Annotated in this window: 14 protein-coding genes; 1 reads left to right on the top strand and 13 read right to left on the bottom strand. The window is 67.1% G+C overall.

Annotated features, from left to right (window positions below; translation table 11 throughout):
* Positions 1-79: 79 nt before the first annotated feature.
* The 5 genes from tuf to OG247_RS25805 form a co-directional block, all read right to left on the bottom strand.
* The gene (gene tuf / locus OG247_RS25825; RefSeq protein ID WP_112447760.1) at positions 80-1,273 is read right to left on the bottom strand and encodes an elongation factor Tu; all 1,194 of its coding nucleotides are present in this window, start codon (positions 1,271-1,273) and stop codon (positions 80-82) included.
* Positions 1,274-1,421: 148 nt separating this feature from the next.
* Complete coding sequence (gene fusA, locus OG247_RS25820) at positions 1,422-3,551, bottom strand: elongation factor G (protein ID WP_243333348.1); 2,130 nt, start codon at positions 3,549-3,551, stop codon at positions 1,422-1,424.
* A gap of 39 nt (positions 3,552-3,590) precedes the next feature.
* Positions 3,591-4,061, bottom strand: coding sequence for a 30S ribosomal protein S7 (gene rpsG, locus OG247_RS25815; RefSeq protein ID WP_215023410.1), 471 nt, complete (start codon positions 4,059-4,061; stop codon positions 3,591-3,593).
* A gap of 3 nt (positions 4,062-4,064) precedes the next feature.
* A complete protein-coding gene (gene rpsL, locus OG247_RS25810) occupies positions 4,065-4,436 on the bottom strand; it encodes a 30S ribosomal protein S12 (RefSeq protein ID WP_007265893.1) in 372 nt (123 codons plus the stop codon).
* 325 nt (positions 4,437-4,761) lie between these two features.
* On the bottom strand, positions 4,762-5,394 hold the full coding sequence (locus OG247_RS25805; protein ID WP_327254476.1) for an ankyrin repeat domain-containing protein: 633 nt from the start codon (positions 5,392-5,394) through the stop codon (positions 4,762-4,764).
* A gap of 423 nt (positions 5,395-5,817) precedes the next feature.
* On the opposite strand from OG247_RS25805, the gene OG247_RS25800 reads away from it, so the two are divergent.
* Positions 5,818-8,292, top strand: coding sequence for a YfhO family protein (locus tag OG247_RS25800; protein WP_327254475.1), 2,475 nt, complete (start codon positions 5,818-5,820; stop codon positions 8,290-8,292).
* A gap of 93 nt (positions 8,293-8,385) precedes the next feature.
* On the opposite strand, the gene OG247_RS25795 is transcribed toward OG247_RS25800, so the two are convergent.
* The 8 genes from OG247_RS25795 to nusG all read right to left on the bottom strand — a co-directional run bounded on the left by OG247_RS25795 (position 8,386) and on the right by nusG (position 21,315).
* On the bottom strand, positions 8,386-12,285 hold the full coding sequence (locus OG247_RS25795) for a DNA-directed RNA polymerase subunit beta' (RefSeq protein ID WP_327254474.1): 3,900 nt from the start codon (positions 12,283-12,285) through the stop codon (positions 8,386-8,388).
* Between the two features lie 97 nt (positions 12,286-12,382).
* The gene (gene rpoB, locus OG247_RS25790; protein ID WP_327254473.1) at positions 12,383-15,865 is read right to left on the bottom strand and encodes a DNA-directed RNA polymerase subunit beta; all 3,483 of its coding nucleotides are present in this window, start codon (positions 15,863-15,865) and stop codon (positions 12,383-12,385) included.
* A gap of 587 nt (positions 15,866-16,452) precedes the next feature.
* Entirely contained in the window at positions 16,453-16,833 is a 381-nt protein-coding gene (gene rplL, locus OG247_RS25785; RefSeq protein ID WP_327254472.1) for a 50S ribosomal protein L7/L12, read from the bottom strand.
* 110 nt (positions 16,834-16,943) lie between these two features.
* Entirely contained in the window at positions 16,944-17,474 is a 531-nt protein-coding gene (rplJ, locus tag OG247_RS25780; protein ID WP_215023401.1) for a 50S ribosomal protein L10, read from the bottom strand.
* Positions 17,475-17,749: 275 nt separating this feature from the next.
* Positions 17,750-18,685, bottom strand: a complete 936-nt coding sequence (locus tag OG247_RS25775; protein WP_327254471.1) for a hypothetical protein — start codon at positions 18,683-18,685, stop codon at positions 17,750-17,752.
* Positions 18,686-18,914: 229 nt separating this feature from the next.
* The gene (gene rplA, locus OG247_RS25770) at positions 18,915-19,643 is read right to left on the bottom strand and encodes a 50S ribosomal protein L1 (RefSeq protein WP_327254470.1); all 729 of its coding nucleotides are present in this window, start codon (positions 19,641-19,643) and stop codon (positions 18,915-18,917) included.
* 86 nt (positions 19,644-19,729) lie between these two features.
* Positions 19,730-20,164, bottom strand: coding sequence for a 50S ribosomal protein L11 (gene rplK, locus OG247_RS25765; RefSeq protein ID WP_266905484.1), 435 nt, complete (start codon positions 20,162-20,164; stop codon positions 19,730-19,732).
* A 170-nt stretch (positions 20,165-20,334) separates the two neighbouring features.
* A complete protein-coding gene (gene nusG / locus OG247_RS25760; protein WP_327254469.1) occupies positions 20,335-21,315 on the bottom strand; it encodes a transcription termination/antitermination protein NusG in 981 nt (326 codons plus the stop codon).
* Positions 21,316-21,319: the final 4 nt, after the last annotated feature.

Raw genomic sequence — 21,319 nt, 5'->3', positions numbered from 1 at the left:
CGTCGCGTGAACGACGGGGAAGGGGCCCTCCTGTCAAACATGGTGCCCGCGTCAGCGAGCTACCAGGTCAGAACACGAATTACTTCGTGATCTTGGTGACCTGGCCGGCGCCCACGGTACGACCACCCTCACGGATGGCGAACTTGAGGCCTTCCTCCATGGCGACCGGCTGAATCAGCGTGACCGTCATCTCGGTGTTGTCGCCCGGCATGACCATCTCCGTGCCGGCCGGCAGGGTGACGACACCCGTGACGTCCGTGGTACGGAAGTAGAACTGGGGACGGTAGTTGTTGAAGAACGGGGTGTGACGGCCACCCTCGTCCTTCGACAGGATGTACGACTGGGCCTCGAACTCGGTGTGCGGGGTGACCGAACCGGGCTTGATGATGACCTGGCCGCGCTCGACGTCCTCGCGCTTGATGCCACGGAGGAGCAGACCGACGTTCTCGCCCGCCTGGCCCTCGTCGAGCAGCTTGCGGAACATCTCGATACCGGTGACCGTGGTGGTGGTCTTGGTCTCCTTGATACCGATGATGTCGACGGTCTCGTTGACCTTCAGGACACCACGCTCGATACGGCCGGTGACGACGGTACCGCGACCGGTGATCGTGAAGACGTCCTCGACGGGCATGAGGAACGGCAGCTCGGTGTCACGCGGCGGGGTCGGGATCGCCTCGTCGACGGCAGCCATGAGGCCGAGAAGCTTCTCGCCCCACTCCTTGTCGCCCTCGAGCGCCTTCAGCGCGGAGACGCGGACGACCGGAAGGTCGTCGCCCGGGAAGTCGTAGTCGGAGAGGAGCTCACGAACCTCGAGCTCGACGAGCTCCAGGATCTCCTCGTCGTCCACCATGTCGGCCTTGTTCAGGGCGACGACGATGTACGGAACGCCGACCTGGCGGGCCAGGAGCACGTGCTCCTTGGTCTGCGGCATCGGGCCGTCGGTGGCGGCGACCACGAGGATGGCACCGTCCATCTGCGCGGCACCGGTGATCATGTTCTTGATGTAGTCCGCGTGACCCGGGCAGTCGACGTGGGCGTAGTGACGCGCCTCGGTCTGGTACTCGACGTGCGCGATGGAGATGGTGATACCGCGCTGGCGCTCTTCGGGAGCCTTGTCGATCTGGTCGAAGGCCGAGGCCTCGTTCAGGTCCGGGTACGCGTCATGCAGCACCTTGGTAATGGCGGCCGTGAGGGTCGTCTTACCGTGGTCAATGTGACCGATGGTGCCGATGTTGACGTGCGGCTTAGTCCGCTCGAACTTCGCCTTCGCCACGGGGTCCTCCTGGAGAGTGGTTCTGTACGCCTTACAGATCGGCGCCAGGTGATCTTTGCTGGATAGCCGGTACCCCGGGGCAACGGGAGGGTTACTCCTGTTGCCCCTGAGGCTCCGGTGACAAGCCTAAAGCGTGTACTCGGAAGAGTTACTCGCCCTTGGCCTTCGCGATGATCTCCTCGGCGACGTTCCGGGGAACCTCGGCGTAGGAGTCGAACTGCATCGAGTAGCTGGCGCGACCCGAGGTCTTGCTGCGGAGGTCTCCGACGTAGCCGAACATCTCCGAGAGGGGCACGAGGCCCTTCACGAGGCGAGCACCGTGACGCTCCTCCATGGCCTGGATCTGGCCACGACGGGAGTTGATGTCACCGATGACGTCACCCATGGACTCCTCCGGCGTGGTGACCTCGACGGCCATCATCGGCTCGAGGAGCACGGGAGAAGCCTTGCGCGCGGCCTCCTTGAAGGCCTGCGAACCGGCGATCTTGAAGGCGAGCTCGGAGGAGTCGACCTCGTGGTAGCCACCGTCGAGAAGAATGACGCGGACGCCGGTCATCTCGTAGCCGGCGAGGATGCCGAACTTCATGGCTTCCTGCGCACCCGCGTCGACCGAGGGGATGTACTCCCTCGGGATGCGGCCACCGGTGACCTTGTTCACGAACTCGTACGCCGGACCGTCGGCCTCGAGGATCGGCTCGATCGCGATCTGCACCTTGGCGAACTGACCGGTACCACCGGTCTGCTTCTTGTGGGTGTAGTCGTGACGCTCCACCGTCTGGCGGATCGTCTCGCGGTAAGCGACCTGCGGCTTGCCGACGTTGGCCTCGACCTTGAACTCGCGCTTCATACGGTCGACCAGCACCTCGAGGTGCAGCTCGCCCATACCACCGAGGATGGTCTGGCCGGTCTCTTCGTCCGAGTGAACGTGGAAGGAGGGGTCCTCCTCCGCGAGAGACTGGATGGCGACACCCAGCTTCTCCTGGTCACCCTTGGACTTGGGCTCGATGGCGACCTGAATGACCGGGGCCGGGAAGTCCATGGACTCCAGGATGACCGGGTTCTTGTCGTCACACAGCGTCTCACCGGTGGTGGTCTGCTTCAGGCCCATGACGGCGACGATGTCACCGGCGCCCACCGCTTCGATCTCTTCACGCTTGTTCGCGTGCATGCGGTAGATCTTGCCGATGCGCTCCTTCTTGCCCTTGACGGAGTTCAGCACCGCAGTGCCGGCCTCCAGGCGGCCCGAGTAAACCCGGACGAAGGTGAGCTTGCCGAGGTGCGGGTCGCGCATGATCTTGAACGCGAGCGCCGCGAGGGGCTCCTCGTCAGACGGCTTGCGCTTCACGACGACCTCGGCGTCCCGGACGTCGTGGCCTTCGATGGCCTCGATGTCCAGGGGCGACGGGAGGTAGCGGACGACGGCGTCGAGCAGGGGCTGAACGCCCTTGTTCTTGAACGCCGTGCCACAGAACACCGCGGTGACGGTGGCACCCTTGTCGCCCTTGGAGCCGATGATGATGCGACGCACAGCGGCGTGCAGCTGCTCGACGGTGGGCTCGACGCCCTCGAGGAACAGCTCCATGATCTGGTCGTCGTTCTCGGCGACCGTCTCGACCAGCTTGGCGTGCCACTCTTCAGCGGCTTCCTTGTGGGTGTCCGGGATGTCGACGATGTCGTACATCTCGCCCTTGGTCGCCTCGGCGGACCAGACGAACGCCTTCATGGTGACCAGGTCGACAACGCCCTGGAAGTCCATCTCGGCACCGATGGGGAGCTGCATGACGATCGGAACCGCACCGAGGCGGTCCTTGATCATGTCGACACAGCGGTGGAACTCGGCGCCGGTGCGGTCCAGCTTGTTGACGAAGCAGATGCGCGGGACGCCGTAGCGGTCCGCCTGACGCCAAACGGTCTCGGACTGCGGCTCCACACCGGCGACACCGTCGAACACGGTGACGGCACCGTCGAGGACGCGGAGCGAACGCTCCACCTCGACCGTGAAGTCAACGTGACCCGGGGTGTCGATGATGTTGATGGTGTGGTCGACGTCTTCGAGCGGCCAGTGGCAGGTCGTCGCGGCAGACGTGATCGTGATGCCGCGCTCCTGCTCCTGCTCCATCCAGTCCATCGTGGCAGCGCCGTCGTGGACTTCACCGATCTTGTAAGACACACCGGTGTAGAACAGGATGCGCTCGGTGGTGGTCGTCTTGCCCGCGTCGATGTGAGCCATGATGCCGATGTTGCGCACCTTGGCCAGGTCAAGCGAAGTGGTAGCCATATCGGCTCAGTCTTCTCTCGGTCTCGATGTGGGTTGGGACTACCAGCGGTAGTGCGCGAAGGCCTTGTTGGACTCGGCCATCTTGTGCGTGTCCTCGCGCTTCTTGACGGCAGCGCCAAGACCGTTGGAGGCGTCCAGCAGCTCGTTCATGAGGCGCTCGGTCATCGTCTTCTCGCGGCGGGCGCGGGAGTAACCCACGAGCCAGCGCAGCGCGAGGGTCGACTGACGACCCGGCTTGACCTCGATCGGCACCTGGTAGGTGGCGCCACCGACGCGGCGGGACTTGACCTCGAGCGACGGCTTGACGTTCTCCAGCGCGCGCTTCAGCGTGATGACCGGGTCGTTGCCGGTCTTCTCGCGGAGGCCTTCCATGGCGCCGTAAACGATGCGCTCGGCGGTGGAGCGCTTGCCGTTCAGGAGGATCTTGTTGATGAGCGACGTCACCAGAGGAGATGCGTAGACCGGGTCGATGATGACCGGGCGCTTCGGGGCGGGGCCCTTACGAGGCATTTTTTACTTCTCCTTCTTGGCGCCGTAGCGGCTGCGGGCCTGCTTGCGGTTCTTGACAGCCTGGGTGTCAAGCGCACCGCGGATGATCTTGTAACGAACACCCGGCAGGTCCTTCACACGGCCACCACGCACGAGCACGATCGAGTGCTCCTGCAGGTTGTGTCCCTCACCCGGAATGTAAGCGGTGACCTCGATGCCAGAGGTCAGACGCACACGCGCGACCTTACGCAGCGCCGAGTTCGGCTTCTTCGGGGTGGTCGTGAACACTCGCGTGCAGACGCCGCGACGCTGGGGCGAAGCCTCAAGCGCGGGGGTCTTTGTCTTCTCGACCTTGTCCTGCCGGCCCTTACGGACCAGCTGCTGGATCGTAGGCACTACTTCTCCGGTTTCTGTGTGCCGTGTAGTGAAGCTAACCTGGAACATTTGCCGACCCACGCGGTCGGGTGTGTCGGATCCGGCGGACCTCCACGCAAGCGTGGAAACGCATGAATCGCGGTGGCTGATACGGCTCAGGTGCGGTTGATGGACACGCACAGGAGCCCAGGCACACCCCAGGCACAAGGTCTGAGCGTACCTACCGCATCCACTCCGGTCAAAACAAAAGCCCCGGGCCAGGGAGCCCGAAGGGCCCTTTGGCCAGTCGCCACAAGGCCGAAGCCCGGATGCGGGCCCTGCGACGTGCGGCCGTGGTGCACATGTGCTAGGGCCCATCGCCCCCTTCCTTGCCCTTCTCCCCGGGCCGCGCGGCGTACAGGGCCAGGAAGAGCGGCTTGTACAGCGCCTCCTCCTCGGGCGAGCGCCGTGCCCGGTGGTAAGCCACGCTCAGGGCGTGCTCCGTCGTCTTCGCACCGCGGCCGAGCAGCCAGCGCGCCATCCGCGGCCTCCCCTGGTCGACCGCGAGCTCCAGGGCCGTATGGCCCTTCATCACCACGTCGATGTCCTGACCGCGGTCGAGGAACAGCGCCACGATGTGCGGGTGGCCCTCGTCCCCGCTGGTGGCCGCCACCGGCAACGGGACCAGCTCCATCTTGCCCTGGGGGCCCACGGGAGCCCCGGCGTCGAGCAGGGCCCTGACCACCTCGAGGTCCGGGCCCATCGCCGCCAGGAGCATGGGCGTCAGCTCGCCGTACTCACCCGCCGGCCCGCCCGGATCCGCCCCCGCGGCAAGGAGCAGCCGGACGGTCTCGGGCCGCCCCGCGCTCACCGCGAGCTCCAGCGGGGTACACCGGCGCACGTTCGGGGCGTCCGCCTCGGCCCCCTCCGCGAGCAGCCGGGTCACTGTCTGCGCATCGCCGTCTTCCGCGGCCCTGGCCAGCTGGTTCGGTAGGTCCATGACCGCATGATCCCCGGCCGCCCGGCCGCCCTGCCACCGAGATTCCCCGAGCTCCTTGCGCACGCCCGCCGCCGTGCGTGCCGCCGCGGCCGGCGCCGCGCGGGGCCCACGCTCCGGCTGACAACCCGAGACCCCCGCGCTCCACCGAAAGGGGGAACCCCCGGGTCCGGAGCCGGCGAGCGCACCCTGCGCACACGCGTCCGGACCACCCCGCCGGGAGCCGTCCGGCCGCCCGCCGGGGCCGACGCGCCCGGCCCCGCACCCGCCCGACCCGCCGTGCGCCGCCGTGGAACCGGAGCTGCCGCAGGCCACCATGGTGGCCGGATTCGCCCGGGGCGCCGGAGCGCGGCCCTCCTGGTCCGAGCCGGACAGACCAGCCGTGTGTGCCACCGGTCGGACAGCCGACCAGCAGGGAGCAGACCCTTGGGGATCTTGGCCGTCGAGCCCGCGACGCAGAGCAGCCCGCCCCCCGGTCAGGACCGGCCCCGGCCCGCACCGCGCCGGGCCACCCCCTTCCACGGCCCGCTCCTCGCGTTCCTCATGGCCTCGGGCGCCTTCTGCGCGTCCTGGGCGGCCCGGGGCACCTTCCCCTTCGGCGACACCGGCCGGGCCGTCAACGACCAGGCCAACCAGTACGTCCCCTTCCACCGGGCCCTGTGGGACCTGGTGCACGGCCGGGCCGCCGGCGACCTGCTCTTCACCTGGCACGGCGGCTTCGGCCAGCAGTTCCTGTCCGACTACCACACCTACCTCGGCACCCCCTTCTCGTGGCTGGCCGTCCTCGTCCCCCGCGCCCACGTGGACCTCGCCGTCTTCGCGATCACCCCGGTCACGATGGGCACCGCCGCCGCCCTGATGGCCGTCTACCTCGGCAAGCTCCACCCGGGCCCCTGGTGGCAGCGGGGCGTCCTCGGAGCCGTCTACGGGCTGTGCGGCTGGGCTCTCAGCGACGCCTCGTACATCCCCATGTGGCTGTGGGGCCTGGTCGCGCTCCCGCTCCTGGGCATCGCCGTCGAGTGGTGCCTGGAGGACCGGCGCTGGCCCGGCGTGGCCCTGCTGGTCGCGCTCGCCTGGTTCGGGAACTTCTACACCGCGATGATGGCGACGATGGCCGCCTGCGTGCTGCTCGCCGTCCGCCTCGTCGTCCTCGAGCTGACCGGCGCCCAGCGGCTGCGCGCCGTCTGGCGGGCCGGGACGGCCGCCACGACGGGCATCCTGCTCACGCTCCCCCTGCTGCTGCCCGCGTTCCTCGCCAGCGGAGCCGCCCAGCCCACCGGGGCGGCCGCCTTCGATCCCGTCCGGATCGAGGCCTTCCTGACGGGCATGCTCCCCGGCACCCACCTGTGGGGCGGCCGGCCCCGGCTGTACGTGGCCTCGCTCGGCCTGATCCTGGCCGGGTCCTACCTCCTCAACACGGGGATCGCGCGCAGGACCCGCCTGGCATGGACGGGGGCGGCCCTGCTCGTCGTCCTCTCGTTCCAGTTCCCGCCCACCCAGTACGTGTGGCACGGGCTCGCGGTGCCGAACGGCAACCCGTACCGCGAGACCTTCGTGTTCAGCGGCATGGTGGTGGTCATCGCCTGGCTGTCGCTGGCCGGCCGGCCGCGCCCGCGGCACCTGGCGCTGACGGCAGCCCTGCTGGTCGCCGCCACCTTCGCGCTGCGCCACACCGACGACTTCGGCGGGACCACCTGGCCGGCCGTCCTGGGCGGCGGCGCGGTGTCGCTCCTCGCGCTGGTCCTGCTGGCGCTGGGCGACAAGCACCGCCTCCTGGCCCCCGTGGCCGCGGTCCTCATGGTCGGCGTCGTCTTCGCCGAATCCACCGCCGCCGCGGCCAACGCGGACGCCCGCCGCGCCCGCGAGCGCTGGGCGAAGCCGATCGCCACCTCCGGCCCGTCGATCACGAACCACTTCGACGCCGTCCGTTCCGTCGACGGCTGGCCCGCGTACCGCACCGACTCGGGCGGCCCGCAGACCTCGTACAACGACGGGCTCGCGCTCCGGGCGCAGGGCCCGCAGTACTACAGCAGCTACCTCCCCGAGGCCACCTACAAGGCCCTCGAACCCCTCGGCTACGGCCACAAGAACGACGGCCGCACCCTCTTCGGCGCCGACAATCCCGTCCTGGACGCGATCTTCTCGATCGGCGCACGCGCCGAACCCGGCCCGGAGAAGAACAGCTGGACGGCCCGCACCTTCCCCGCCCCGCCGCTGGTCACCGTCCGCAGCGCCCCGTACACCTCCCCCAACCCCCCGGCCGGCGTCTACGCCCACCAGGAGCAGGTGCTCGGCGCCACCGTCTACCAGGTCCCGCCCGTCGCCCGCGGCGGCAGCGCCGCGAAGCAGCGGTACACCGCCCGGTGCACCCCCGGCTCCGAAGCCTTCTGGTACTCGCCCCTGCTGTACGGCACCCTCTCCTTCGGCGGCGCCGAGAGGCCCCTGCAGGACCGGATGGCCGGGGTCCTGCGCCTGGGCGAGGTACCCGCCTCGGGCCGGGTCGACGTCACGGTGCGGACCCGTACCCGGGGCGGCACCGCCGGAGCGCACCCCGTCGGCTGCCTGGACCGGGCCGCACTCGCCACGAGGGTCGGCCGCCTCACGGCCACGGGCGCCACCCGGGTCCGCGCGGGCGGCCACACCATCGAGGCCACCCTCCCGAGGGAGGCCTCCGGCACCGCCGTCTTCGCGATGACCGCCGTCCCCGGCTGGCAGTGCTCGGCCCCGGCGAAGAGCTTCCACGGCCTGGTCTCCCTGGACATCCCGCAGGGCACGGACAAGGTCTCCTGCACCTTCACCCCCAAGGGCCTGACCCCCGGTCTGGCCGGGGCCGCCCTCGGCCTCCTGGCCCTGGCCTCGGTCACCGTGGCGGGCCTGCGCCGCCGCCGCACGGGGGCCTGATCCCCGCCGGGCCGTCCAGGACGCGAAGAAGCCCCCCGCCTCTCCTCTCGGAGCGGCGGGGGGCTTCTTCGTACTGCCTACTGCTTAGCGACCTCAGCCGTTGTACGGGCCGTAGTCGTAGTCCTCCAGCGGGACAGCCTGGCCGGAGCCGGTGCCGAAGGGCGAGTAGTCGATGTCGTCGTAGCCGACGGCCGAGTACATCGCGGCCTTGGCTTCCTCGGTCGGCTCGACCCGGATGTTGCGGTAGCGGGCGAGGCCCGTACCGGCCGGGATGAGCTTACCGATGATGACGTTCTCCTTGAGGCCGATCAGGGAGTCGGACTTGGCGTTGATCGCCGCGTCCGTCAGAACCCTGGTCGTCTCCTGGAAGGACGCCGCCGACAGCCAGGACTCGGTCGCGAGCGAGGCCTTGGTGATACCCATCAGCTGCGGACGGCCGGAGGCGGGGTGACCGCCCTCGGTGACCACACGACGGTTCTCGGTCTCGAACTTCGACCGCTCGACCAGCTCGCCCGGCAGGAGCTCCGCGTCGCCGGACTCGATGATCGTCACGCGGCGCAGCATCTGCCGGATGATGATCTCGATGTGCTTGTCGTGGATCGACACGCCCTGCGAGTTGTAGACCTTCTGGACTTCGCCGACCAGGTGGACCTGGACCGCACGCTGGCCGAGGATGCGCAGCACGTCGTGCGGGTTGGTGGCACCCATGGTCAGCTTCTGGCCGACCTCGACGTGGTCGCCCTCGCCGACGATGACCTTGGCGCGCTTGGAGATCGGGAAGGCCGTCTCCTCGCTGCCGTCGTCGGGCGTGATGACGATCTTCTTCGTCTTCTCGGTCTCCTCGATCCGCACGCGGCCGGCGGCCTCGGAGATCGGGGCGACACCCTTCGGCGTACGGGCCTCGAAGAGCTCGACGACACGCGGCAGACCCTGCGTGATGTCGTCACCGGCCACACCACCGGTGTGGAAGGTACGCATCGTCAGCTGGGTACCGGGCTCACCGATGGACTGGGCGGCGATGATGCCGACCGCCTCACCGATGTCGACCAGCTTGCCGGTGGCGAGCGAGCGTCCGTAGCAGAAGGCACAGGTGCCGACCGCGGACTCACAGGTCAGGACCGAGCGGGTCTTGACCTCCTCGACGCCGTTGGCGACCAGGGCGTCGATGAGCACGTCACCGAGGTCGACGTTGGCCGGCGCGATGACCTTGCCGTCGATGACGACGTCCTCGGCCAGCATGCGGGCGTAGATCGAGGTCTCGACGTCGTCGGCCTTGCGCAGCACGCCGTCCTCGCCGCGAACGGCGATCTTCAGCTTCAGGCCGCGCTCGGTGCCGCAGTCTTCCTCGCGGATGATGACGTCCTGCGAGACGTCCACCAGACGACGGGTGAGGTAACCCGAGTCGGCGGTACGCAGGGCGGTGTCCGCCAGACCCTTACGGGCACCGTGCGTGGAGATGAAGTACTCCAGAACGGTGAGGCCCTCACGGAAGGACGCCTTGATCGGACGCGGGATGGTCTCGTTCTTCGCGTTCGACACCAGACCACGCATACCGGCGATCTGTCGCATCTGCATCATGTTTCCTCGGGCACCCGAGTCAACCATCATGAAGATGGGGTTCGTCTTGGGGAAGTTCGCGTTCATCGCCTCGGCAACCTCGTTGGTCGCCTTGGTCCAGATCGCGATGAGCTCCTGCGTGCGCTCGTCCTTGGTGATCAGACCGCGCTCGTACTGCTTCTGGACCTTCTCGTCCAGCTCCTCGTAGCCCTTGACGATGGCCTTCTTGGCCTCGGGCACGACGACGTCGGAGATGGCCACGGTGACGCCCGAACGGGTCGCCCAGTGGAAGCCGGCCGCCTTCAGGTTGTCGAGCGTCGCCGCCACGATCACCTTGGGGTAGCGCTCCGCCAGGTCGTTGACGATCTCGGAGAGCTGCTTCTTGCCCACCGAGTAGTCGACGAACGGGTAGTCCTCGGGAAGCAGCTCGTTGAAGAGCGCGCGACCCAGGGTCGTCCTCAGACGGAAGCTGTCGCCCGGCTGGAACTCCTGCTCGCCCTCTTCGGCGATCGGGGCCACCCAGCCGCGCGGCGGGATGGTGCCCACCGGGAAGCGGATGTCGACGGCCGACTGGAGAGCCAGCTCACCGTTGTCGAACGCCATGGTCGCCTCGGCGGTCGAGCCGAACGCACGGCCCTCGCCCTTGACGTCACGGAGCTCGCCGTCGGTGGTGAGGAAGAACAGACCCAGCACCATGTCCTGGGTCGGCATGGTGACGGGACGACCGTCTGCCGGCTTCAGGATGTTGTTCGAGGACAGCATCAGGATGCGGGCCTCGGCCTGCGCCTCTGCCGAAAGCGGCAGGTGCACGGCCATCTGGTCACCATCGAAGTCCGCGTTGAACGCGGTGCAGACGAGCGGGTGGATCTGGATGGCCTTGCCTTCGACCAGCTGGGGCTCGAAGGCCTGGATGCCGAGGCGGTGCAGCGTGGGCGCACGGTTCAGGAGAACCGGGTGCTCGGCGATGACCTCTTCGAGCACGTCGTAGACGACCGTGCGGCCGCGCTCGACCATGCGCTTCGCCGACTTGATGTTCTGCGCGTGGTTCAGGTCGACCAGGCGCTTCATCACGAACGGCTTGAAGAGCTCCAGCGCCATGGCCTTGGGCAGACCACACTGGTGCAGCTTCAGCTGGGGACCGACGACGATCACGGAACGCGCGGAGTAGTCCACGCGCTTGCCGAGAAGGTTCTGACGGAATCGACCCTGCTTGCCCTTCAGCATGTCGCTGAGGGACTTCAGGGGACGGTTGCCGGGACCGGTCACCGGACGTCCACGACGGCCGTTGTCGAAGAGGGCGTCGACGGCCTCCTGAAGCATGCGCTTCTCGTTGTTCACGATGATCTCGGGAGCACCGAGGTCGAGGAGGCGCTTCAGACGGTTGTTGCGGTTGATCACGCGGCGGTACAGGTCGTTCAGGTCGGAGGTCGCGAAGCGGCCACCGTCCAGCTGCACCATCGGACGCAGGTCCGGCGGGATCACCGGCACGCAGTCCAGAACCATGCCCTTGGGCTTGTTGCTGGTCTGCAGGAACGCGGAGACGACCTTGAGGCGCTTGAGCGCACGGGTCTTCTTCTGGCCCTTGCCGGTACGGATGATCTCGCGGAGGCGCTCGGCCTCTTCGTCGAGGTCGAAGGACTCCAGACGCTTCTGGAGCGCCGCGGCGCCCATGCAGCCGTCGAAGTACGTACCGAAGCGGTCGCGCAGCTCGCGGTAGAGCAGCTCGTCGCCCTCGAGGTCCTGGACCTTGAGGTTCTTGAAGCGGGCCCACACCTCGTCGAGGCGGTCGATCTCGCGCTGGGCGCGGTCACGGAGCTGCTTCATCTCGCGCTCGGCACCTTCGCGCACCTTGCGGCGTACGTCGGCCTTGGCGCCCTCGGCCTCGAGCTCGGCCAGGTCGGTCTCGAGCTTCTTGGCACGGCCTTCGAGGTCCGAGTCGCGACGGTTCTCGATCTGCTGGCGCTCGACGGAGACGTGCGCCTCCAGGGACGGGAGGTCGCGGGTGCGGCGCTCGTCGTCCACGAACGTGATCATGTACGCGGCGAAGTAGATGACCTTTTCGAGGTCCTTCGGCGCGAGGTCCAGCAGGTATCCGAGGCGCGACGGGACGCCCTTGAAGTACCAGATGTGGGTGACGGGAGCGGCAAGCTCGATGTGGCCCATCCGCTCGCGACGCACCTTGGCGCGCGTGACTTCGACGCCACAACGCTCACAGATGATGCCCTTGAAGCGGACACGCTTGTACTTACCGCAGTAGCACTCCCAGTCCCGGGTCGGACCGAAGATCTTCTCGCAGAAGAGTCCGTCCTTCTCGGGCTTGAGGGTGCGGTAGTTGATGGTCTCCGGCTTCTTGACCTCGCCGTGGGACCAGGTTCGGATGTCGTCCGCGGTGGCAAGGCCGATCCGCAGCTCGTCGAAGAAGTTGACGTCGAGCACTGTGCGTCAATCCCTCTTTCGGGGTCGAGTCTCAATCATGGTCTGAACGGTCCCGGGGATGACGGGGGGCTCTTGAGCGAGCCCCCCGTCAGGCCCGTCAGACCTCTTCGACGCTGCTCGGCTCACGCCGGGACAGGTCGATACCGAGCTCCTCCGCCGCGCGGAAGACGTCCTCGTCGGTGTCGCGCATCTCGATGGACATGCCGTCCGAGGACAGCACCTCCACGTTGAGGCAGAGCGACTGCATTTCCTTGATGAGCACCTTGAAGGACTCGGGAATGCCCGGCTCGGGGATGTTCTCGCCCTTGACGATGGCCTCGTAGACCTTCACGCGGCCGGTCACGTCATCGGACTTGATGGTCAGGAGCTCCTGGAGGGCGTAAGCGGCGCCATAAGCCTCGAGCGCCCACACCTCCATCTCACCGAAGCGCTGGCCACCGAACTGCGCCTTACCACCCAGCGGCTGCTGCGTGATCATCGAGTACGGACCGGTCGACCGAGCGTGGAGCTTGTCGTCGACCAGGTGGTGGAGCTTCAGGATGTACATGTAGCCGATCGAGACCGGCTCCGGGAACGGCTCGCCGGAGCGGCCGTCGAACAGGTGCGCCTTGCCGGTCGGGAGGACCAGACGGTCCCCGTCGCGGTTCGGGATGGTGTGCTCGAACAGGCCGGAGATCTCGTCCTCACGGGCACCGTCGAACACCGGGGTGGCGACATTGGTGCCGGGCTCGACGCGGTCGGCGCCGATGGCCTTCAGTCGCTCGGCCCACTCCTCGCCGAGACCGGAGACGTCCCAGCCGCGGCTGGCGAGCCAGCCGAGGTGGATCTCCAGGACCTGTCCCGGGTTCATTCGGGACGGGACACCCAGCGGGTTCAGGATGATGTCGACCGGCGTGCCGTCCTCAAGGAAGGGCATGTCCTCGATCGGAAGGATCTTGGAGATGACACCCTTGTTGCCGTGGCGGCCGGCGAGCTTGTCACCGTCGGTGATCTTGCGCTTCTGGGCGACGTAGACGCGGACCAGCTGGTTCACGCCCGGGGGAAGCTCGTCGCCCTCCTCGCGGTCGAAGACGCGGACACCGATGACCTTGCCGATCTCACCGTGAGGAACCTTGAGCGAGGTGTCACGCACCTCGCGGGCCTTCTCACCGAAGATCGCGCGGAGCAGGCGCTCTTCCGGGGTCAGCTCGGTCTCGCCCTTGGGCGTGACCTTGCCGACCAGGATGTCGCCGGCGACGACGTCCGCACCGATGCGGATGATGCCGCGCTCGTCGAGGTCCGCCAGGACCTCCTCGGAGACGTTCGGGATGTCCCGGGTGATCTCCTCGGGGCCCAGCTTGGTGTCACGGGCGTCGACCTCGTGCTCCTCGATGTGAATCGAGGAGAGGACGTCGTCCTGTACGAGGCGCTGCGACAGGATGATCGCGTCCTCGTAGTTGTGACCTTCCCAGGGCATGAACGCGACGAGCAGGTTCTTGCCGAGGGCCATTTCGCCCTCTTCGGTCGCAGGACCGTCGGCGAGGACCTGGGACTCGATGATCCGGTCACCCTCGTTGACGATGACCTTCTGGTTGACCGAGGTGCCCTGGTTCGAGCGGGAGAACTTGGCGACGCGGTACGTGGTGTACGTGCCGTCGTCGTTGGCGACGGTGATGTAGTCGGCCGAGACCTCCTGGACGACACCGTCCTTCTCCGCACGGATCGAGTCACCGGCGTCGACCGCACAGCGGTACTCCATGCCGGTGCCGACGAGCGGCGCCTCCGCCTTGATGAGCGGAACGGCCTGGCGCATCATGTTCGCGCCCATGAGGGCACGGTTGGCGTCGTCGTGCTCCAGGAAGGGGATCATCGCGGTCGCGACGGACACCATCTGGCGCGGGGAGACGTCCATGTAGTCGACGTCGTCGCCGGCGATGTAGTCGATCTCGCCGCCACGACGGCGAACCAGCACGCGGTTCTCCGTGAAGCGCATGTCGTCGGACAGGCCGGCGTTGGCCTGGGCGATGACGAAGCGGTCTTCCTCGTCGGCCGTCAGGTAGTCGACCTCGTCGGTGACGACACCCTCGATGACCTTGCGGTACGGGGTCTCGACGAAGCCGAACGCGTTGACGCGACCGTAGGACGCGAGCGAGCCGATCAGACCGATGTTCGGGCCTTCGGGGGTCTCGATCGGGCACATGCGGCCGTAGTGCGACGGGTGAACGTCTCGGACCTCGAAGCCGGCCCGCTCACGGGACAGACCACCCGGGCCAAGCGCCGACAGACGGCGCTTGTGGGTGAGACCCGACAGCGGGTTGTTCTGGTCCATGAACTGCGACAGCTGGCTGGTGCCGAAGAACTCCTTGATGGAGGCGACGACCGGCCGGATGTTGATCAGGGTCTGCGGCGTGATCGCCTCGACGTCCTGGGTCGTCATCCGCTCGCGGACGACGCGCTCCATACGAGCCAGACCCGTACGGACCTGGTTCTGGATGAGCTCGCCGACGTTGCGCAGACGACGGTTGCCGAAGTGGTCGATGTCGTCGGTCTCGACGACGATCGAACGACCCGACTCACCGACGGTCTCGGTCTCACCGGCGTGCAGCTTGACCAGGTACTTGATGGTCGCGATGACGTCGTCGGTGGTGAGCACGCCGGCGTCCAGCGGCTCATCGGCGCCGAGCTTCTTGTTCACCTTGTAGCGGCCGACCTTCGCGAGGTCGTAGCGCTTCGGGTTGAAGTAGAGGTTCTCGAGCAGCGTCTGAGCGGCTTCGCGGGTCGGCGGTTCGCCGGGACGCAGCTTGCGGTAGATGTCGAGCAGCGCGTCGTCCTGGCCCTGGGTGTGGTCCTTCTCCAGGGTGGCGCGCATGGACTCGTACTCGCCGAACTCCTCGAGGATCTGCTCGGTGGTCCAGCCGAGAGCCTTCAGGAGGACGGTGACGGACTGCTTGCGCTTGCGGTCGATGCGAACACCGACCATGTCGCGCTTGTCGATCTCCATCTCGAGCCAGGCACCCCGGGAAGGGATGATCTTGGCGGCGAAGATGTCCTTGTCGGACGTCTTGTCGATGGAGGAGTCGAAGTAGACACCGGGGGAACGGACGAGCTGCGACACGACGACACGCTCGGTGCCGTTGATGACGAAGGTGCCCTTGTTGGTCATGAGCGGGAAATCGCCCATGAAGACCGTCTGAGACTTGATCTCTCCGGTCTCGTTGTTCGTGAACTCGGCAGTGACGAAAAGCGGCGCCGCGTACGTGAAGTCGCGGTCCTTGCACTCGTCGACCGAGTTCTTCGCCGGCTCGAAACGGTGGTCGCGGAACGTCAGCGACATCGACCCGGAGAAGTCCTCGATCGGCGAGATCTCCTCGAAGATCTCTTCCAGACCGGACTTGGTGGGAACGTCCTGTCCGCTCTCAAGCGCCGACTCGACGCGAGACTTCCAGGCGGCGTTGCCGAGCAGCCAGTCAAAGCTCTCGGTCTGCAGCGCCAGGAGGTTCGGAACCTCGAGGGGCTCCTTGATCTTTGCAAAGGAGATGCGCAGCGGGGCGGTGCTGGCACCGTTGTTCGTATTGGTCGAGGCGTTGCGCGAGGCGGCCAAGAGGGGGTCCTTCCGAGGGCTCGGACTCACTACGCGCGTACCGGTCCCAGCTGACACAGAAGACAAGCGCCCCCTATCTGGTCAAAGGACCAGCTCAGGGCCGTTCAATCAAGTGTGCTCATGCGTGGGCATGCCCCTGGCGACGGGCAGGGGGCAGCTAACAGGCAGCGCAAAGGGTCAGTGTAGCCACTAGGCTCACTGATGTCCAGACCAGGTTTCCGGAAACCGGCAACAGGCCTTCCCCATGTCGTTTCAACTGCGTCCAACGGTTCGGCTCTCGCATACAGAGCGCGTAACAGTACTGCCCTCTTCGTAGTCGATCCATGCCCGATACGGGCCCGATCCATGCCTCGGATCTCGGATCGAGTCTGCCGATCTCGCGACGGATCTGAGAATTGCGCGCCGCGTCCCGTTCGTCAAGGCCCCCTGCTCCGAGCGGATCATCGAAGGACCCTGCCGCGGAGCAACGAAGATCACCCTACTCCCCAACGAGACGGGGGCAAATCAGGCACTCCGGGTACGCCAAAGGGCGACCACCCTTACGGGTGATCGCCCTTGGTTGAGGCCTCAGAGAGGCCTCAGAGGTGTTACTTGACCTCGACGGTGGCGCCGGCGGCCTTGAGGGTCTCGGCAGCCTTCTCAGCGGCCTCCTTGGCGACCTTCTCGAGGACGGGCTTCGGAGCGCCGTCGACGAGGTCCTTGGCCTCCTTCAGGCCGAGGGAGGTCAGCTCGCGCACGACCTTGATGACCTGGATCTTCTTGTCGCCGGCACCGGTGAGGATGACGTCGAACTCGTCCTGCTCCTCGACGGCCTCAGCGGCGGCCGGGGCACCCGGACCGGCAACGGCGACGGCCGCGGCGGCGGTGACGTCGAACTTCTCCTCGAACGCCTTCACGAACTCGGAGAGCTCGATGAGGGTGAGCTCCTCGAACTGAGCGAGCAGGTCTTCCTGGCTGAGCTTCGCCATGATGGGCGATCCTTCCACTAAATCGGCAGGTGCCGGATGTATATAGAGGCGGGCGTAACGGCCCGCTTTGACCCACGCACTAGGCGGCGTGGATCAGTGCGCGAGCCGAATTACTCGGCACCGCCCTGCTCGGCGAGCTTGACGCGAAGCGCTTCCGCAGTGCGGACGAACTTCGACGGCAGCGCCTGGAAGAGCGAGGCAGCCTGAGACTGCTTGCCCTTGAACGCGCCGGCCAGCTTGCTGAGCAGAACCTCGCGGGACTCGAGGTCCGCAAGCTTCTTGATCTCATCGGCGGTGAGCGCCTTACCATCAAGGACACCCGCCTTGATGATGAGGTTCGGGTTTTCCTTGGCGAAGTCACGCAGGCTCTTCGCCGACTCCACCGGGTCACCGGTGATGAAGGCGACCGCGGTGGGACCAGCGAAGTGCTCGTCCAGCGCGGTGATCCCGGCCTGGTTGGCCGCAATCTTGGTCAGCGTGTTCTTCACCACGGCGTACTGGGCGTTCTCACCGAGAGAGCGACGCAGCGTCTTGAGCTGCGCGACGGTGAGACCCCGGTACTCGGTCAGCACGGCGGCGTTCGAGTCGCGGAACTGGTCCGTGAGCTCGGCTACCGCGGCAGCCTTGTTGGGCGTCGGCATAGTGCGTCGGCCTCCTTCCGGGTGATGAGGACCGCTCAGAAGGGGCATAAACACGAAACGCCCCGGCGCAGGCGCCAGGGCGTAGCTCAACCGGAACGAGTTCCGGGAACTTTCCTTGAACACCTGCGCAGGACGTCCGCGGTTAGCGGATCCTTCGGCCACCGCACCCTTGCGGGCACGGCAACGACCAGCGGTCTTTGGCTTCTCCGGAAGAGTACGTGACCGTTCGCCGGTCAGGCAAATCGGTCAGCCCGGAGGCCGGCGGCCGACCTGGGTCAGGCCCCCGCGCCCGCCCCGCCCATCTCCTTGAGCATCGCGAAGAGGTCGAAGGTCTCGCTGTCGGCCGGGGTCTGCACGGAGGCCGCCGAGCCGTAGTCCGAGTAGTAGGCGTCCAGGTCCATCGTGCCTCCGGCCATCTCCATGGAGACGCTCATGCGGGCCGGGTAGCCGTCCTTGTTGACCCAGAGGTCCGTGTCGTAGCCCTTGAGGCCGGTCTTCCCGACGTTCTCGACCAGCGCCTTGCGGTCGGCCTCCGACAGCACCTTGGAGGACTCGTTGGCGGCGAGCATCTCCTCGAAGCTCAGAGTGCCCTGGTAGTGCTCCGCGCTCACACCCTCGACCTGCTCGGTGCCGACGTGCTTGAGGTTCTTGGAGTCGAGCAGGAGCGCGATCTGCTGGGCCGGGTCCTGGTTCATGCTGCTCATGCCGCCGAGGTCGGCGGCGCCCGCTCCCCCGGCCTGCGCGGCGGCGTTCAGGTCCAGCTTCATCCAGCGCTTGCCGTCCAGCTGGGCGGCGTTCGCGGTGCCCATGTCCATGTACATGACGTTGTTCGCGACCATCATGCGGATGGCTTCGGGGACCTCCCCGCCGCCCGCGGCGGCGAGCTCCTTGAACATGGAGCCCTTCACGGTGATGTCCATGACGGCCGGGTCCCACCCCTGGACCCCGGAAATCTCCATCGTGCCGCCACCGGCCTTGCTGTCCGCCGGCAGCGACATCGTCATGCGGACCTTGGCCGACTTCGCCGCCGCCGTCTTCTTGTAGGCGGCCTGGACGGCCTCCATGGGGCTCTGCTTCGCCGAGACCGGAGACTGGGCCGCGGGCTCGTCCGCGGCCTTCGTGGCGCCGTCCTGACATCCCGCGACGCCGACCATGACGGTGACCGCGGCCACCGAGACACCGGCACGCGTCCATACGGACTTCTTGTTCATTCCCCACCCCTTGGATGACGCACTGCTGAGCGATCGCAAACTGCCTGCGCATCGCAGGCAGTTCACTGTGAACCACGTGTGGATCGCCTGTCGAGCAGGTTAGGGGCCGGCCCGGCGACGCCCACCGACAAAAAAATCCGGGCCCCCCGCCCCCTTGGAAGGGGACGAAGGGCCCGGATTCGGCCGTTCAGCGAGCCCTGGGGCTCAGAGCCCGAAGGCTCGGGGCTGATCAGACCGCGGCCGGGTCTTCCTCGACGAGGAGGTTCCGGGTGCGGTTCGAGTCCAGCAGGATGCCGGGGCCCATGGTGGTGCTGAGGGCGGCCTTCTTGATGTAGCGGCCCTTCGCGGCGGACGGCTTCAGACGAAGGATCTCGTCCAGGGCCGCGCCGTAGTTCTCGACCAGCTGCTCATCGGAGAAGGAGACCTTGCCGATGATGAAGTGCAGGTTCGAGTGCTTGTCGACGCGGAACTCGATCTTGCCACCCTTGATCTCGGTGACAGCCTTCGCGACGTCCATCGTGACGGTGCCGGTCTTCGGGTTCGGCATCAGGCCACGGGGACCGAGCACGCGGCCGAGGCGGCCGACCTTGCCCATGAGGTCCGGCGTGGCGACAACGGCGTCGAACTCGTTGAGGCGGTTGCCCTTGGCGATCTCGTTGATGAGCTCGTCGTCGCCGACAATGTCGGCGCCGGCGGCTTCCGCGGCCGCAGCACGGTCACCGGTCGCGAAGACCAGGACCCGGGCGGTCTTGCCGGTGCCGTGCGGGAGGTTCACGGTGCCGCGGACCATCTGGTCGGCCTTGCGCGGGTCTACACCCAGGCGGAAGGCGACCTCGACGGTGCTGTCGAACTTGGTCGCGGAGGTCTCCTTGGCGACACGGACGGCCTCGAGCGGGGCGTAAAGCTTCTCCCGGTCGACCTTGGCGTCCGCAGCGCGGAGAGTCTTGCTGCGCTTCACTTCTGCTCCTGTGTTGTGATCAGGCATGGAGTCGTGGTGCGGACCAGCGCTTGGCCCTACCACTGTGGTGCTGGGAGGTGGCTGAATCAGCCTTCGACCGTGACGCCCATCGAACGCGCGGTGCCGGCGATGATCTTCATCGCGGCGTCGACGTCGTTGGCGTTCAGGTCGGGCATCTTCAGCTCGGCGATCTCGCGGACCTGGGCGCCGGAAAGCTTGGCGACCTTGGTCTTGTGCGGCTCGCCGGAGCCCTTCTCGATGCCTGCGGCCTTCAGGATGAGGCGCGCGGCCGGCGGCGTCTTGGTGATGAAGGTGAAGGAGCGGTCGTCGTAGACCGTGATCTCCACCGGCACGACCATGCCACGCTGCGACTCGGTCGCGGCGTTGTAGGCCTTGCAGAACTCCATGATGTTGACGCCGTGCTGACCGAGCGCGGGGCCGACCGGCGGAGCCGGGTTGGCCGCACCGGCCTTGATCTGGAGCTTGATAAGCCCCGTGATCTTCTTCTTCTTGGGAGGCATTGCTCTCTCCGGGTCCTAGTGAGAGTTTTCGCCGCCAATCCGGTCATCCGGATGGAGGCATACCGCACCACGATAACGGGTATCGGTGCGAGGCTGAAAACCGAGCAGGTCAGACCGCCCGCAAGGGGGCAATCTGACCTGTCCGGAAGCGTGTGCCAGAAGGCTGTGGATCAGTTCTTCTGGATCTGGTCGAAGCTGAGCTCGACCGGGGTCTCGCGGCCGAAGATCTCGACGAGACCCTTGACCTTCTTCGAGTCCGGGTTGATCTCGTTGATGGTCGCCTGCAGCGTCGCGAACGGGCCGTCGGTGACGGTGACCGAGTCGCCGACCTCGAAGTCCAGGACCTCGATGGCGCGCTTGACGGCGGGCGCCGGCAGACCGGCCTCTTCCGCTGCCAGCTTGGCGGCCTTCTCCTGCAGCTCCGGAGCGAGCATCTTGACGATCTCGTCCAGGGTCAGCGGGTACGGGTCGTACGCGTTGCCCACGAAGCCGGTGACACCGGGGGTGTTGCGGACGACGCCCCAGGACTCGTTCGTCAGATCCATGCGGACGAGAACGTAACCGGGCAGCTTGTTCTGCCGGACGTTCTTGCGCTCGCCGTTCTTGATCTGGACGATCTCTTCCTCGGGCACCTCGGCCTGGTAGATGAAGTCCTCGACGTTGAGCGAGACGGCGCGCTGCTCCAGGTTGGCCTTCACGCGCTTCTCGTAGCCGGCGTAGGTGTGGATGACGTACCACTCGCCGGGCAGGAGGCGCAGCTCTTCGCGCAGGGCCTGGATGGGGTCGACGGGCTCGGCGGGCTCGACGTCGGCGGCCTCTTCGGCCTCCGCGTCGTCGGCCTCGGCCTCGACGGCGTCGTCGGAAGCCTCGTCGGCCTCGTCCTCGTCGGCGTCCTCGGAGTCGTCGGCCTCTTCGGCGTCGTCCTCGTCAGCGTCGTCGGCGTCGTCAGCGTCGTTGGAGTACTCGACATCAGCCTCGGCATCGACCTCGCCCTCGACGTGCAGCGCGGCCTCTTCGGCGGCGACACCCGCCTCGGCGTCGGCGAGCTCGGCCTCGTCCGGGTCCACAGCGTCTGCAGCCTCGACGATGTCGAGCTCGTCCTCGACGGACTCGACGGAGTCGGGGCTCACGTTCAGGTTCGGGTCAGACACGGTG

Origin of the sequence: Streptomyces sp. NBC_01244, assembly GCF_035987325.1 — a bacterium.
Taxonomy (GTDB): Bacteria; Actinomycetota; Actinomycetes; order Streptomycetales; family Streptomycetaceae; genus Streptomyces.
This window is presented reverse-complemented; position numbering and strand designations above follow the sequence as displayed.

What these genes read in the sequence shown, in the direction of transcription:
- rpsG (WP_215023410.1), bottom strand. Translation starts at nt 4,061, where the DNA reads ATGCCTCGTAAGGGCCCCGCCCCGAAGCGCCCGGTCATCATCGACCCG.
- rplL (WP_327254472.1), bottom strand. Translation starts at nt 16,833, where the DNA reads ATGGCGAAGCTCAGCCAGGAAGACCTGCTCGCTCAGTTCGAGGAGCTC.
- fusA (WP_243333348.1), bottom strand. Translation starts at nt 3,551, where the DNA reads ATGGCTACCACTTCGCTTGACCTGGCCAAGGTGCGCAACATCGGCATC.
- rplK (WP_266905484.1), bottom strand. Translation starts at nt 20,164, where the DNA reads ATGCCTCCCAAGAAGAAGAAGATCACGGGGCTTATCAAGCTCCAGATC.
- OG247_RS25805 (WP_327254476.1), bottom strand. Translation starts at nt 5,394, where the DNA reads ATGGACCTACCGAACCAGCTGGCCAGGGCCGCGGAAGACGGCGATGCG.
- rplJ (WP_215023401.1), bottom strand. Translation starts at nt 17,474, where the DNA reads ATGCCGACGCCCAACAAGGCTGCCGCGGTAGCCGAGCTCACGGACCAG.
- OG247_RS25775 (WP_327254471.1), bottom strand. Translation starts at nt 18,685, where the DNA reads ATGAACAAGAAGTCCGTATGGACGCGTGCCGGTGTCTCGGTGGCCGCG.